At 72.0% G+C, this 14520-nt stretch carries 12 protein-coding genes; 8 read left to right on the top strand and 4 right to left on the bottom strand.

Translation table 11 applies throughout. From position 1 onward, the window contains the following. Window positions 1-44: 44 nt before the first annotated feature. Window positions 45-191, bottom strand: coding sequence for a hypothetical protein (locus QA634_RS19375; protein ID WP_168169163.1), 147 nt, complete (start codon window positions 189-191; stop codon window positions 45-47). Between QA634_RS19375 and QA634_RS19370 the strand changes: the two genes are divergently transcribed. From QA634_RS19370 to QA634_RS19360, 3 genes are all read left to right on the top strand, one after another. Further along, entirely contained in the window at window positions 190-2415 is a 2226-nt protein-coding gene (locus QA634_RS19370) for a type I secretion system permease/ATPase (RefSeq protein WP_012333595.1), read from the top strand. The two genes, QA634_RS19375 and QA634_RS19370, sit on opposite strands and share 2 nt — an antisense overlap. A 130-nt stretch (window positions 2416-2545) precedes the next feature. Continuing rightward, window positions 2546-3955 (top strand): HlyD family type I secretion periplasmic adaptor subunit, encoded by a 1410-nt coding sequence (locus QA634_RS19365; RefSeq protein WP_283026715.1) that lies wholly within the window; start codon window positions 2546-2548, stop codon window positions 3953-3955. A gap of 13 nt (window positions 3956-3968) precedes the next feature. After that, the gene (locus tag QA634_RS19360) at window positions 3969-5210 is read left to right on the top strand and encodes a glycosyltransferase family 4 protein (RefSeq protein ID WP_012333593.1); all 1242 of its coding nucleotides are present in this window, start codon (window positions 3969-3971) and stop codon (window positions 5208-5210) included. A 144-nt stretch (window positions 5211-5354) separates the two neighbouring features. Here the strand turns inward: QA634_RS19360 and QA634_RS19355 are convergent, their stop codons facing one another. Then, on the bottom strand, window positions 5355-6413 hold the full coding sequence (locus tag QA634_RS19355; RefSeq protein WP_012333592.1) for a hypothetical protein: 1059 nt from the start codon (window positions 6411-6413) through the stop codon (window positions 5355-5357). A 344-nt stretch (window positions 6414-6757) separates the two neighbouring features. On the opposite strand from QA634_RS19355, the gene QA634_RS19350 reads away from it, so the two are divergent. After that, window positions 6758-7867: a cyanuric acid amidohydrolase gene (locus tag QA634_RS19350; RefSeq protein WP_012333591.1), complete on the top strand. Its 1110-nt coding sequence runs from the start codon at window positions 6758-6760 to the stop codon at window positions 7865-7867. Between the two features lie 20 nt (window positions 7868-7887). Here the strand turns inward: QA634_RS19350 and QA634_RS19345 are convergent, their stop codons facing one another. Continuing rightward, complete coding sequence (locus QA634_RS19345) at window positions 7888-8427, bottom strand: hypothetical protein (protein ID WP_012333590.1); 540 nt, start codon at window positions 8425-8427, stop codon at window positions 7888-7890. Window positions 8428-8567: 140 nt separating this feature from the next. Here QA634_RS19345 and QA634_RS19340 point away from each other — a divergent pair, with 140 nt between their 5' ends. From QA634_RS19340 to QA634_RS19330, 3 genes are all read left to right on the top strand, one after another. Next, window positions 8568-9950 carry an aminotransferase gene (locus QA634_RS19340; protein WP_012333589.1) on the top strand — a complete coding sequence of 461 codons (1383 nt, stop codon included), beginning with the start codon at window positions 8568-8570 and terminating at the stop codon, window positions 9948-9950. Between the two features lie 389 nt (window positions 9951-10339). Beyond that, entirely contained in the window at window positions 10340-10528 is a 189-nt protein-coding gene (locus tag QA634_RS19335) for a hypothetical protein (RefSeq protein WP_018259976.1), read from the top strand. A 95-nt stretch (window positions 10529-10623) separates the two neighbouring features. Then, a complete protein-coding gene (locus QA634_RS19330; protein WP_012333587.1) occupies window positions 10624-11544 on the top strand; it encodes a metallophosphoesterase in 921 nt (306 codons plus the stop codon). A gap of 202 nt (window positions 11545-11746) precedes the next feature. Here the strand turns inward: QA634_RS19330 and QA634_RS19325 are convergent, their stop codons facing one another. After that, a complete protein-coding gene (locus QA634_RS19325; RefSeq protein WP_012333586.1) occupies window positions 11747-13279 on the bottom strand; it encodes an acyl-CoA carboxylase subunit beta in 1533 nt (510 codons plus the stop codon). On the opposite strand from QA634_RS19325, the gene QA634_RS19320 reads away from it, so the two are divergent. After that, entirely contained in the window at window positions 13269-14393 is a 1125-nt protein-coding gene (locus QA634_RS19320) for an ABC transporter permease (protein WP_265576379.1), read from the top strand. The genes QA634_RS19325 and QA634_RS19320 overlap by 11 nt on opposite strands. Window positions 14394-14520: the final 127 nt, after the last annotated feature.

Here is a 14520-nt window from a genome sequence, read left to right as displayed (position 1 = left end):
GTCGCGGGCAAGGAGCGCTGGCGCACGGACACCCCGCCCGCAATTCAGCCAACTTCATCGCCAATGGCCATCACGCGCCCACCGGCAGCATCCTCGTTGCTCTGCGGCGCGACATTCATCACGCGGTCGAATATCGTTGGTATCCGCTTCGGCGCGCCGGCAACGTGAGCGGAGACGAAGGGAACGGGCATGGAAGGACAGGTCGTGTCACCGGCGGGGCGCCCCTCCCCGGATGAACCACCGAAGGCCGCGCACGCGCCGCCGCCGGCTCCCGTCATCGATTCCGGCCTCGCCGCCCTGGCGCTCGTGGCCTCGTTCCACCAGGTCGCCTGCGAGCCCGCGCAGGTGCGCCACGAGCTCGGCCTCGGCGTGCAGCCCGCCCGCGCCGTCGACCTCGTGCGCGGCGCCCGCCAGCTCAAGCTCAAGGCCCGCCTGCTCGAGAAGCAGAAGCCCGAGCGCCTCGAATCGATCCCGCTGCCCGCCATCCTGGAGATGGAGGGCGGGCGCTTCGTCCTGCTCGGGCGGCGCCTCGACGACGGCAAGTACCGGATCATCGACGCGGCGGCCCGCACCGCCGAGCACGTGCCGGCCGACGCCGTCGTCGCCCGCTGGACCGGGTCGATCATCCTGATCGCGCGCCGGGCCAGCCTGCAGAAGGTCATCCACGATTTCGGCCTCAGCTGGTTCGTGCCGTCGATCTGGCGCTACCGCCAGCCGCTGCTGACCGTCCTGGTCGCCTCCTTCTTCATCCAGGTCTGCGCCCTCATCACGCCGATCTTCTTCCAGATCACGATCGACAAGGTCCTCACGCATCGCGGCTACTCGACGCTGACCCTGGTCGCGGTCGGCCTCGTGGTGCTCGGCCTGTTCCACGTGGTCCTGCAATACCTGCGCAGCTACATCCTGACGCACACGACGAGCCGGATCGACGTCGAACTCGGCGCCCGCCTGTTCGAGCACCTGATGCGCCTGCCGCTCGGCTATTTCGAGACCCGGCCGGCCGGCCAGACCGTCGCGCGCGTGCGCGAACTGGAGACGATCCGCAGCTTCCTCACCGGGCAGGCCCTCACCTCGGCGATCGACATCCCGTTCACGCTGCTGTTCATCGTTATCCTGTACTTCTACTCGCCGCTGCTGGCGCTGATCGTGACCCTGTCGATCCCCTGCTACGTGCTGGTGGCGGTCGTGCTGCGGCCGATCCTGCGCGAGCAGACCCTCGAGCGCTTCAACCGCTCGGCCCTGTCGAGCCAGTTCCTGATCGAGTCGGTGGTCGGCATCCACACGGTCAAGGCGCTGGCCGTCGAGCCGACTCTGCGCACGCAGTGGGAGGAGCGCCTCGCCGCCTACGTCAAGACCTCCTTCGTGGCGGGCGTCGTAGCCAGCATCGGCCAGAACGCGATCCAGTACATCAACAAGGTGACGACCGCGCTCGTGCTCTTCTTCGGCGCCTACGCGGTGATGAACGGCGACCTCACGGTCGGCTCGCTGATCGCCTTCAACATGATCATGGGGCAGGTCACGGCCCCGATCCTGCGCCTGTCGCAGCTCTGGCAGGATTTCCAGCAAGTGAAGGTGTCGATCGACCGGCTCGGCGACGTGCTCAACTGCCCGCCCGAGACCCGCTCGATGGGCCAGGCGCACCTGCCCCCCGCCAAGGGCCAGATCACGGTGCGCAACGTGGTGTTCCGCTACCAGCCGGGCACGCCCGAGGTGCTGCGCGACGTCTCGATCGAGATCCCGGCCGGGCAGGTGCTCGGCATCGTCGGGCCCTCGGGCTCGGGCAAGTCGACCTTCACCAAGCTCCTCCAGCGCCTCTACGTGCCGGAGAAGGGCCAGGTGCTGATCGACGGCATCGACATCGCGCAGGTCGACCCCGCCTGGCTGCGCCGCCAGATCGGCGTCGTGCTGCAGGAGAACCTGCTGTTCAACAAGACGGTGTTCGAGAACATCGCGCTGGCCAATCCGGGCCTGTCGCGCGCGCAGGTGATCCAGGTGGCGCGCCTCGCGGGCGCCGACGAGTTCATCAACCGCCTGCCGCTCGGCTACGACACCCCGATCGAGGAGCGCGGCGCCAACCTCTCGGGCGGCCAGCGCCAGCGGCTGGCCATCGCGCGGGCGCTCGCCACCAATCCCCGCATCCTGATCCTCGACGAGGCGACCTCGGCCCTCGACTACGAGAGCGAGCGCATCATCCAGGAGAACATGCGGCACATCGTGCGCGGACGCACCGTCGTGATCATCGCCCACCGCCTCGCGGCGGTGCGCGGCTGCGACCGCATCATCGCGCTGCAGGACGGGCGGATCGTCGAGGACGGCACCCACCGCGACCTCGTGGAGCGTCCCACCTCGCTCTACGGCCGGCTGTGGCGCATGCAGTCCGACCACGGATCCGCCGAGCAGGGAGCCGCCGCGTGACCGCGAACCCCGAACCCCGCCCCGAGGGGCAGGCCGCCCCCTCCCCGGCCCCGGCCGCGCGCAACCGGCTGCCGGCCCTGCCCACCGCCCGCTCGCTCTCCCCCGCCGCCTCACCGAGCGGGTGCGGGCGATGGCGGTCAACCGCGAGAACCAGGAATTTCTCCCCGCCCACCTGGAGATCCTGGACACGCCGCCCTCCCCGCAGGCGACGTTGTTCACCTGGACGATCTGCCTGATGTTCGCGGCGGCGCTCCTGTGGAGCTTCCTCGCCCATCTCGACATCCACGCGGTGGCGAGCGGGCGCATCCAGCCGAGCGGGCGCTCCAAGGTCGTGCAGCCCTTCGAGACCGGCAAGGTGCTGGCGGTTCACGTCGAGAACGGCGCCCGGGTCAAGGAGGGCGACCTCCTGATCGAGCTCGACCCGACCGAGGCGGAGGCCGACCTCGCGGCGCGGCGCGGCGACCTCGCCTCGCTGGAGGCGCAGATCATCCGGCGCCAGGCCACGGTCGCGGCGGTCGAGACCAACCAGCCGGCGACGAGCCCGGTCGCGTTCCCCGCCAGCATCCCGCCCGCCGTGCAGGCGCGGGAGCGGGCCGCCATGCTGGCCGAGATCGGGCAGTACGTCGCCTCCCGCGACGCGCTGCTCGCCCAGATCGCCGAGAAGGACGCGACGCAGAAGCGCTTCGCCACCAGCATCGCGGCGCGCGAGCGGCTGCAGGCGGTGCTCAAGGAGCGGGCCGACATGCGCGAGACCCTGGTCGCCCGCCAGGCCGGCACCCGCGCGGCGGTGATCGATGCGGTGCAGCAGGTCGAGCAGGTGGCGGCGGACCTCGCCTACGACCGCGGCCAGCTGATCGAGGCGCAGGCCGCCGCGGTCTCGCTGCAGCGGCGGGTCGAGCAGCTCGCGACCGAGACCGTCGCCAAGCAGCACCAATCCGTGACCGAGGCGGCCCAGAAGCGGGACGCCCTGCGGCAGGACGTGGTCAAGGCGGCGCTCAAGCGCGAGCGCACCCGGCTCACCGCGCCGATCAGCGGCACCGTGCAGCAGCTCGCGGTGACGACGCTCGGCCAAGTGGTGACGGCGGGCCAGCCGCTCCTGGTGGTGGTTCCGAGCGAGGGGCCGATCGAGGTCGAGGCCATGGTCCAGAACAAGGATATCGGCTTCGTGATCCCGGGCCAGGAGGCGGTCGTGAAGATCGACGCCTTCCCGTTCACCCGCTACGGCAGCATCGAGGGCAAGGTGGCGCGGGTCTCCCGCGACGCCGTCGACGACCGCGACGCGAGCGGCGCCTCGGACGCGGTCTCGATGAGCCGCGGCCAGGGCCTCAGCCCGGTGAGCGGCACGCCCAAGACCCAGAACCTGGTCTTCCCGGTCACGATCGAGCTGTCGCGCGCGACGATCGAGGCGGACGGCAAGACCGTGCCGCTCACCCCCGGCATGACCGTGACGGCGGAGATCCGCACGGGCTCGCGGCGGGTGATCGACTACGTGCTCTCGCCCGTGAAGGAGACGACCGCGACGGCGGGCCACGAGCGCTGAGCCCGGCGCGGCGATGCGCGTCCTCTTCGTCCACCAGAACTTCCCGGGCCAGTACCGCCACGTCGCCCCGGCGCTGGCGGCCCGGCCCGGGCACGCGGTGGTGGCGCTCGGCATCAACCCGGCGCCGCCGCTGCCGGGGGTGCGCCACCTGCGCTACGCGGTGGAGGGGCGCTCGACCCCGGGCATCCACCGCCTCGCCCAGGATTTCGAGACCAAGGTGCTGCGCGGCGAGGCGGCGGCCCGCGCCGCCCTGCGCCTGAGGGAGGAGGGCTTCGCGCCCGACGTCATCTGCGGCCATCCGGGCTGGGGCGAGACCCTGTTCCTGAAGGACGTCTGGCCGGAGGCGAGGCTCCTGAGCTTCGTCGAGTTCAGCTACGGCGCGCGCGGCGCCGATGTCGGCTTCGACCCGGAATTCCCCGTGCGGGCGGGTGAGGGGCTGTTCGCCGTGCGCGTGCGCAACGCCGCCGCCTACCTGGCCTTCGAGGCGTCGGACTGGCTCGTCTCGCCGACGGCTTGGCAGGCGAGCCGGGTCCCCGCCCCGTTCCGGCCGCGGCTCAGCGTGATCCACGACGGCATCGACACCGACCTCGTGCGGCCGGATCCGCGGGCGCGGATCACCCTCGACCGCACCGGCACCAGCTGCGCCCCGGGCGACGAGGTCGTCACCTTCGTCAACCGCAACCTCGAACCCTACCGGGGCTACCACAGCTTCATGCGGGCCCTGCCCGAGATCCTGCGGCGCCGGCCGCAGGCCCGGGCGGTGCTGGTGGGCGGCAGCGACGTGAGCTACGGCGCCAAGCCCCCCGCCGGCCGGACCTGGAAGGACATCTTCCTGGACGAGGTCAGGGCGGATCTCGACCTGTCGCGCGTGCATTTCGTCGGGCGGATCCCGTACGGGACCTACCTCAACCTGCTCCAGGTCTCGGCCGCCCACGTCTACCTGACCTATCCGTTCGTCCTGTCCTGGTCGATGCTGGAGGCGATGGCGGCCGGCTGCCTGGTGATCGGCTCGGCCACGCCCCCGGTCGAGGAGGTGATCCGCGACGGCGAGAACGGCGTGCTGGTCGACTTCTTCTCCCCGGCGGCCATCGCCGAGGCGGTGGTGCGGGCGCTGGCCGAGCCCGAGGCCTTCCGGGCGATGCGGGCGGCGGCGCGGCGGAGCGCCGAGGGCTACGACCTCGCCCGGGTCTGCCTGCCGCGCCACCTGCGGCTGATCGAGGAGGTCGCGGCCGGGGCGCTGCAGCCCGCCGCCTGAGGCGGGCGGTCCCGTCCCGCGGCCGCCGCGGAAGCTCCGAGCGGGTTCGGAACCGGTGTCGAGGGAGGTCCCGGCAGGTGGCGGCGGGGGAGCGGCCGGACGCGAAGCGGGCCGGGACGCGGATCTGCCGCCATCCTCGCCCGCTCACGGATGCGCCCGCCACAGGCTGCGCTCGACGCGCCCCGACAGGCCCGCCGCCACCCCGACCACGCCGACCAGAGCCAGCATGTCGGGCCAGGTGAAGCGGAAAGCCCCGCGGAAGCCCGGCGTCACGAGCCAGAACATCTCGGCGCCGTGCAGCACCAGGACGAGGGCCGCGATGGCGACGAGGGCGGCGGGCCGCCCGACCACGCGCCGCGGCAGCAGGACGAGAAGCGCCAGCACGCCGGTGGCGAGCGCCACGACCGCGCCGACGCGGGCGAGCGTGCCGCCCCGGTCGAGGTACCAGCGCACCTCGTCGGGCAGGTTCGCCGACCAGACCACGAGGTACTGCACGAAGTGCACGAAGCCCCAGCAGGCGAGCAGCACCAGCATCGGGTCGGTGAAGGCCGCCGCCATGCGGTTGTCGCGCAGCGGCCGGCCGGAACTCGCCCGCGCGGCGATCAGCGCCGCCGCCGAGAGGGCGAGCCCGGCCTGGATCGTCATCACCAGGAGCCCGAAGGCGGCCGAGGCGCGGGCGGGATCGACCGAGTGCACCCAATCCTCGGCCGCGAGCGTGCCCAGCACCGCGTGCAGCACCATGCCGATCACGGCCCGGCGGCGGCGCGCCGCCGCGGCCTCGAGGGCGAGATCGAGCGGCGCCCGCCGGAAGGTCTCGGCGAGCCAGAGCCAGACCGCGAGGTAGAACAGGCTGCGCAGGGTGAAGAAGGCGGGCGTGAACCAGATCGCCGCGAGCGCCGTGCGGGGCGGCAGGCCCCGGCCCCAGCCGTAGAGCGCGCCGAGGTTGAGCAGGATCGGCACCAGCAGCAGCGCGGCGATCGGCAGGAGCGCGAGGAGACGGCGCAGGGAGGCGGCCATCGGCTCGTGGGCGAAGCCCGCGAGTTCGAGCCCCATCAGGAGCGGCAGCGCGCCGGCCGGCAGCGAGACCAGGACCAGCCAGGCGGCGAGGTAGGAGGGCATCACGGCCGTGCCGGCGGCGGCCGCGAGGCCGCAGGCGGCGAGGCAGGCGACGCCGACCGCGAGCGAGATCGGCCGGCGGTTCACGCGGCCGCCCCCGCATCACCCGCGGGCGCCGCCCCGCGCGACCGCCCGTCTCCGGCGTCGCTCCGCATCCGGTCCTTCCCGTTCGAGAGCAGGGCTGCCCGTGCGAGAGCAGGGTTGCGAGGCGCTCGGCCGAGGCCGCGCGCGGGTGCCGATCCGCCACGGGGCGGGCGGGCGCCTTCGCTTCCTCATAACGCCCGTTTCCCGCCCCGAGCAATGGCGCGCGGTCGCGCGTCGGATCACCACACCGCCGCGCCGCGACCGGGCGCCCTGGCACGGCGGTTGCTGCCGGCGGCGGATCGAGGGGATGCCCCGCGCCCCGCCGCAGGCGGGGAGGAGACGACACCATGCCCCGCCGCGCCGAGATCCTGCGCCTGCCGATGGCCGCCCCCGACGACGTCTCGGCCATCGCCGCGTCCCTGCGCGACGGGCGCCTCGATCCCGGCGACGTGGTCGCGGTCTTCGCCAAGACCGAGGGAAATGGCTGCGTCAACGACTTCACCCGCCCGCTGGCGGTGCAGGCCCTGCGCGGGCTGTTCGGGCCGCTGATCGGCGAGGCGGCGCTCGGCCGGATCGCCATGGTGATGTCGGGCGGCACCGAGGGCGGGCTCTCGCCGCACTGGCTCGTGATCGCCGCCCGGGAGGCGGCCGGGCCGGGCCCGGCCCTCGCGGTCGGGCAGGCCCGCACGCCGCCCCTCGCCGCCGAGGATCTCGGGCGCCGCGCCCAGGTCGAGATGGTGGCCGCCGGCGTGCGGGCGGCGATGCGCGAGGCCGGACTCGACGCCGGTCAGGTCCATTACGTCCAGGTGAAGTGCCCGCTCCTCACCTCGGAGCGGATCGGGGCGGCCCTCGCCCGCGGCGCGGCACCCGCGACCCGGGACACGCTCAAGTCGATGGGCCTCTCGCGCGCGGCCGCGGCGCTCGGCGCCGCCCTCGCCCTTGGCGAGGTCCCGGCCGCCGCGATCGGCGAGACCGTGGCGGAGACCGATCCGGGACGTCACGCCCGCCGCTGCGGCGCCTCCGCGGGGGTCGAGCTCCTCGACCACGAGGTCGTGGTGATGGGGATGTCGCCCGACTGGACCGGCCCCCTGGTCATCGATCACGCCGTGATGGCGGACGCGATCGACCTCCGGCCGGTCGCGGCCTGCCTGGGGCGGCTCGGCCTGCTCGGGCCGGACGGGTTCGTGGACGAGGCCGGCCGGGCCAGGCTCGCCGCCCTCCTCGCCAAGGCCGAGGCCTCGGCGGACGGCGCGATCCGGGGCCGGCGGCACACGATGCTGACCGATTCCGACATCGCGCCGACCCGCCACGCCCGCGGCTTCGTGGCGGGGGCGCTCGCGGGTCTCGTCGGCGCCACCGACCTGTTCGTCTCCGGCGGGGCCGAGTTCCAGGGGCCGGACGGGGGCGGGCCGGTGGCGGTGATCGCGCGGCGGAGCGGCGCGGCCGGTCCGGCCTGACGGGGTGCCTTGCGCGGCTCTCAGGCCGCGTCCCGCACCTTCTCGACGTCGATCACGAGGCCGGCCGGCGTCATCCGCTCGCGGGCGACCAGCCGGTCGCCCGGCGCGAACACCCCGAGGGGAACGTCCCGGTCGGGGAGCACCACGGTCGCGTGCTTGTTCACGAACACGATCACGTGCCGCTTCCGGGGCAGCGAGGCCACCGACCAGCGCTTGAGCTGGGCGTAGTAGGGATCGCGCTTCCACGCGCCCGCCTGGCCCGGATCGACCTGGACGTTCAGGAAGCGGGTGACCGGATCCTGGGTCAGCACCATCTTGGCCCGGTCCGGCTTCCATTCCGGGCCGAGCCAGCCCTCGGTCATCCACAGGCAGTGGAAGGCCCGGCAATGATCCGGCCGCGTCGCGTGGATGCCGCAGCCCCGGCCGGCGACGGCGTGCCGGCACCACGTCCCGGCGACGCTCTCCACCGCCGGCACGTCGAAGACCTTGCAGCACAGGGTGCAGGCGCCGCAGGCGCGCCCGGGCGCGGGCTGGGAGACGAGGGAGGCGGGGTCGATCATGCTTGGAAGAGGTCTCATGCGCGGGCCGCCTTGGTGCGGGGGCATCGCGCCGCTAGTGTGGCGGCGGGCGGTTTTCTCCGAAGCGCCCCGAGAGGCCCGCGGCCATCCCGCGGAGCGGCCGAGATCCCGGGACCCTGCCGATGCTGTCGAACCTCGCCACCCGCGACGTCGAGACCCTGATCCATCCCTATACCAACCTCGCGCTGTTTCGCGAGACCGGGCCGCTCGTCCTCGACCGCGGCCACGGCGTCTGGGTCTACGACACCGACGGCCGGCCCTACCTCGAGGGCATGGCGGGGCTGTGGTGCACGGCGCTCGGCTACTCGAACGAGGAGCTGGTCGAGGCCGCCCGCGAGCAGATGGCGCGGCTGCCCTTCACGCACCTGTTCTCCGGCCGCAGCCACGACCCGGCGATCGAACTCGCCGAGATCCTGAAGGAGCTGGCGCCGATCCCGGTCTCGAAGGTGTTCTTCACCTCCTCGGGCTCCGAGGCGAACGACACCCAGGTCAAGCTCACCTGGTACCTCAACAACGCGCTCGGGCGGCCGCGCAAGAAGAAGATCATCTCGCACGTCAAGGGCTATCACGGGGTCACGGTGGCCTCGGCCTCGCTCACCGGCCTGCCCGCCAACCACGCGGATTGGGACCTGCCGCTGCCGGGCTTCCTGCACGCGCGCTGCCCGCACCATTACCGCGGCGCCGAGCCGGGCGAGAGCGAGGAGGCCTTCTCGGCCCGGCTCGCGGCCGAACTCGACGCGCTGATCCAGCGCGAGGATCCCGACACGGTTGCGGCCTTCATCGCCGAGCCGGTGCTCGGCGCGGGCGGCGCCATCGTGCCGCCGACAGGGTATTTCGAGGCGATCGGGCGCGTGCTCGCCGCCTACGACATCCGCTTCGTGGCCGACGAGGTGATCTGCGGGTTCGGCCGGCTCGGGACGTGGTTCGGCGCCGAGACGATGGGGATGCGGCCCGCCAGCCTGTCCTTCGCCAAGGCGATCACCTCGGCCTACATGCCCCTCGGCGGCCTCACGGTGGAGGAGCCGCTCTACCAGGCGATGCTCGACGAGAGCCGCAAGATCGGCACCTTCGGACACGGCACCACCTATTCGGGGCATCCGGTCGCCTGCGCGGTCGCCATCAAGGCGCTGGAGATCTACCGGCGCGACCGCCTCGTCGAGGCGGCCGCCGAGAAGGCGCCGCACTTCCAGCGCCGGCTCTCGGCCCTGGCGGAGCATCCCCTGGTCGGCGAGGCGCGCGGCATCGGCCTGATCGGGGGCCTCGAGATCGTGGCCGACAAGGCGACGAAGCGCCAGTACGACCCGAAGGCCGGGGTCGCCGCCCGCTGCGTGGCCTTCGCGCAGGCCGAGGGGCTGATCGTGCGCTTCCTCGCGGGCGACCGGGTCGCGGTCTGCCCTCCCCTGGTGATCGCGCCCGACGAGATCGACGCGCTGTTCGACCGGCTCGCCCGCGCCCTCGACCGCACCGCGGAGTGGATCCGTCAGGGGAACCTGACGGCGGTCTGAGCCCCGCCCTCGCCGGCGCGGCGGCGACGATGCGGGACCGAGACCCCATGCAGCATCGCCGCACGCCACTCCGCTCAGGCGCTGCGACGACCGGTTCGGCCCTCCCGCTGGAGAGCCTGAACCGGTCAGCGGGGCTCTCCCGGGTCCTCGGCCGGACAAGGCCGTTTCGTCGCGAAGAATGCGTCAAAGGTCAGAGATTTGGGCCGAGCCCGGTCCCATTCTGGTCCGGGTCGGCTCCCGTGTCGTTCATCTCGCGTCCATCTCTGGGGCGGGGCCGCCCCCACCTTGCCCCCGCCGGGCCGCAATGGCGCCCGAGAGCCGACCGGTTCGGCCGTTTTATCGGCGGCGACCGGCCGAGCGAGAGCCGAGGTGACGAGAGGAACGAACTGATGGTGTCGCAAGCGCAGAGCCCGACCGAAGCGGCCACGAACCGCCCGCGCGAGGCTGGCGTGACGGCCGGATTCCGTCCCCTGGCGCTGCCGGCCCTCGCGGCGGCGGCCCGCGCGACCCGGGGCAAGCCCGACTGCGCCACCGCGGCGCGCCGGCCGATCCGGCACGAGCACGAGATCGCCGATTGATGGGGATGCGCGTCCGCGGTTGAACCGGTTGTTCACGGTTGACCTGTTCCCCTGAGCCGTGGGCCGGCGGCCACGCGCCGGGGGAACTCGCGTCGATGCTGATCATGCCGAGCCGGCGACAGGTCCTGACGGGCGCCGCCGGTCTCGCGGCGCTCGGAGCCGGGGCGGGCCTCTACGGCGGCGCGGTCGAGCCCGCCTGGCGCCTCGTGGTCACTCCCTACGCGCCGCGCCCGGCGAACTGGCCGCGGGCCCTGTCGCTGCGCATCGCCGCGCTCGCCGATTTCCACGTCGGCGAGCCCTGGATGTCGCTGGGGCGCGTCGAGGAGATCGTCGCGGCGACGAACGCCCTCGCTCCCGACCTCGTCCTCCTGCTCGGGGATTACCCCGGCGCGCGGCCGGTCGCCCTGCGGCGGGTGGCGCTCGCGGATTTCGCCAAGCGGCTGGCGTCCCTGCGGGCACCGCTCGGCGTGCACGCGGTCCTGGGCAACCACGATTGGTGGGACGATGCCGCCGCCCAGGCGCGGCGGCGCGGCCCGGTGGAGGCGCGCCGGGTGCTGGAGGCGCAGGGGATCACGGTCCTGGAGAACGCGGCCCTGCGGCTCGTGAAGGACGGGCAGCCCTTCTGGCTCGCGGGACTCGCCGACCAGGAGCCCTTCGTGCCGCAGGGGCTCTGGCACGGCCTCGCCGACATTCCCGGCACCCTCGCCGCCGTGACGGACGACGCGCCGGTGATCCTGATGGCGCACGAGCCCGACATCTTCCCGCAGGTTCCCGGTCGGGTCGCCCTCACCCTCGCCGGCCACACCCACGGCGGGCAGGTGCGCCTCCTCGGCCACTCGCCGGTCACGGCCTCGCGCTTCGGCCAGCGCTACGTCTACGGCCACGTGGTCGAGAATGGCCGCCACCTCGTCGTCTCGGGCGGGCTCGGCCTCAGCCGGATCCCGGTGCGGCTCGGCGTGCCGCCCGAGATCGTGCTCGTCCGGCTGACCGGCGCCGCGGCCGGCGCCCAGGTCTGAGACGGGATCCGCTCGATCGAAGCGGATCCCGGATCACACGCCTGCGCGGCGCCTGAGCGCGGCACCTGAGCGAAGCCGGCATCCGCATGGCCGAAATCGGAGATGGCGAAGCCATCACCCGGACGTCGGATGAGACCGGCGGTCCTGTCTCATGACCGCCGGTGCCGTTCTCCGCCCGCGCCCCTCCGGGGCGCCCGCTCCCTCAGAGCGGGATGTTGTCGTGCTTCTTCCAGGGCTGCTCGCTCTCCTTGCTGCGCAGCATGGCGAGCGCCCGCGCCACCCGGCGCCGGGTCGAGTGGGGCATGATCACCTCGTCGATGTAGCCCCGCTCCGCCGCCACGAACGGCGACATGAAGCGCTCCTCGTACTCGGCCGTGCGCGCCGCGATCTTGTCGGGATCGCCCATGTCCTGCCGGAAGATGATCTCGACCGCGCCCTTGGCGCCCATCACGGCGATCTGCGCGCTCGGCCAGGCGTAGTTCACGTCCCCGCCGATGTGCTTGGAAGCCATGACGTCGTAGGCGCCGCCGAAGGCCTTGCGGGTGATGACGGTGACCAGCGGCACCGTCGCCTGGCTGTAGGCGAAGAGCAGCTTGGCGCCGTGCTTGATGAGCCCGCCATATTCCTGCGCCGTCCCGGGCAGGAAGCCCGGCACGTCCACGAAGGTGACGATCGGGATGCCGAACGCGTCGCAGAAGCGCACGAAGCGGGCCGCCTTGCGCGAGGCGTCCGCGTCGAGCACGCCGGCCAGCACCATCGGCTGGTTGGCGACCAGCCCGACCGTGCGCCCCTCGATCCGCCCGAAGCCCGTGATGATGTTGCGCGCGAAGGCCGCCTGGATCTCGAAGAAGTCGCCCTCGTCGACCACCCGGCGGATCAGCTCGCCCATGTCGTAGGGCTTGTTGGGGTTGTCCGGGATCAGGGTGTCGAGGCTCTTGTCGAGCCGGGAGGGGTCGTCGAAGCTCTCGATCTCCGGCGCGCCCTCGAGGTTGTTGGCCGGCAGGAAGTCCATCAGGCGCCGGATCTGCAGGATCGCCTCGACGTCGTTCTCGTAGGCGCCGTCCGCGATCGAGGACTTGGCCGTGTGGACCTTGGCGCCGCCGAGCTCCTCGGCGGTGACGACCTCGTTGGTCACGGTCTTGACCACGTCCGGGCCGGTCACGAACATGTAGCTGGTGTCGCGGACCATGAAGATGAAGTCGGTCATGGCCGGCGAGTAGACGTCGCCGCCGGCGCACGGCCCCATGATCACCGAGATCTGCGGGATCACGCCCGAGGCGAGGACGTTGCGCTTGAAGACCTCGCCGTAGCCGCCGAGCGCGGCGACGCCCTCCTGGATGCGGGCGCCGCCGGCATCGAACAGGCCGATGATCGGGGCGCGCATCTTGAGGGCCATGTCCTGGACCTTGATGATCTTCTGGGCGTGCGCCTCCGAGAGCGAGCCGCCGAACACCGTGAAGTCCTTGGAGAAGACGAAGACGGTGCGGCCGTTGATGGTGCCCCAGCCGGTGACGACGCCGTCGCCCGGGATCTTCTGCCTCTCCATGCCGAAGTCGATGGAGCGGTGCTGGACGAACATGTCGAATTCCTCGAACGAGCCGGTGTCGAGGAGGAGTTCGATGCGCTCCCGCGCCGTGAGCTTGCCGCGCTTGTGCTGGGCCGCCACACGGCTCTCGCCGCCGCCGAGCCGGGCCTGCGCGCGCCGCTGGTCCAGCCGATCGAGGATGTCCTTCATTGCCTGCCGCCTGTTTTCGTCGAGCGCCCAAAGCCGCAAGGCTTGGCGGTATCGGGGAAATGCGGCTCTAGCACGCGGCCGCAGCGCCGCAAAACCGGCCGGATGGCCGAGAGACCTTGGCCGAGAGACCTTGGCCGAGGGGCCGTCGTCCGCCGAGGGAGGAGGCGCGCCGGCCCCCCGCGGCCGGCTCCTCGGGGCCGGCTCCTCGGGGCCGGGCCCGGTCGCGGCCCGCGCGGCCGGGCCATCGCCAGCCTTGCGGACGCCGCAAAGGGAGTCCAGAGGGCAGCGCCGGAACCTCACCGCGGGAGCGACGACTTTGGCGCATGCGACCGACAGGGCAACGCCGCTTCACCAGCAATCGGCCCTCCAGATCCAGCTGCAGGTGCTGCACGCGCTGATCCTGCGCGACATCCGCACGCGATTCGGCCGCACCATGTGGGGCTACGTGATCATCGTCGGCTGGCCGGTCGCCCACCTCTTCGTGCTGGTCGTCACCTTCCTGGTCCGAAAGGTCCCGGCGCCGATCGGCGAGAGCACGGCCCTGTTCATCCATACCGGCATGACGCCGATGATCATCTTCATCTATCTCTCCAGAAAGATGATGGAGGGAGTTCTGATGAACAAGCCGCTCCTCTCATTTCCCGACGTGAAATTCCTGGATGTCTGCCTGTCGCGCGGATTGGTCGAGATTCTGAATGCGTGCATGAGCGTGTCGCTCATCATGTTCATTCTGGCCGTCTCCGGCGTCAATCCGATTCCCGACAATGCGTTTCTCGCCATTATGTCGATCCTGACCTCGATCTTTTTCGCATTTGGTCTTGGTATAGTCTCTTGCAATGTCGTCCATATCTTCCCGCCCTTCCAGCTAGGGTTCGCCCTTTTCATTATTCTATTCTACGCCCTGAGTGGCGTGTTTTTTCTTCCGGACGGCATGCCGTCCGAAATTTATCACGTCATGTTGTGGAACCCGATGACGAACCTCATCATGGTGTTTCGATCCGCCTATTACCCTCAGTACACGCCCGACGCCTCACTCACGTATGTCGCGCTGGTGTCGGCACTTCTCACTTTTGTCGGATTGCTCTGGGAGCGGTTCTTCACGCGCTACATCTGACACGGGATCCGGTTGAGCTGAGCGGATCCCGCACCGGCCGGCCCGGGCGGCGGAGCCTGGCTGCGCCCGCCCGAGCGACGCCGGGATCCGCATCGCGAGCGGCCGCCCGGGTATCGGACGTCGCCCG

Source organism: Methylobacterium sp. CB376, assembly GCF_029714205.1.
Classification (GTDB): Bacteria; Pseudomonadota; Alphaproteobacteria; order Rhizobiales; family Beijerinckiaceae; genus Methylobacterium.
This window is presented reverse-complemented; position numbering and strand designations above follow the sequence as displayed.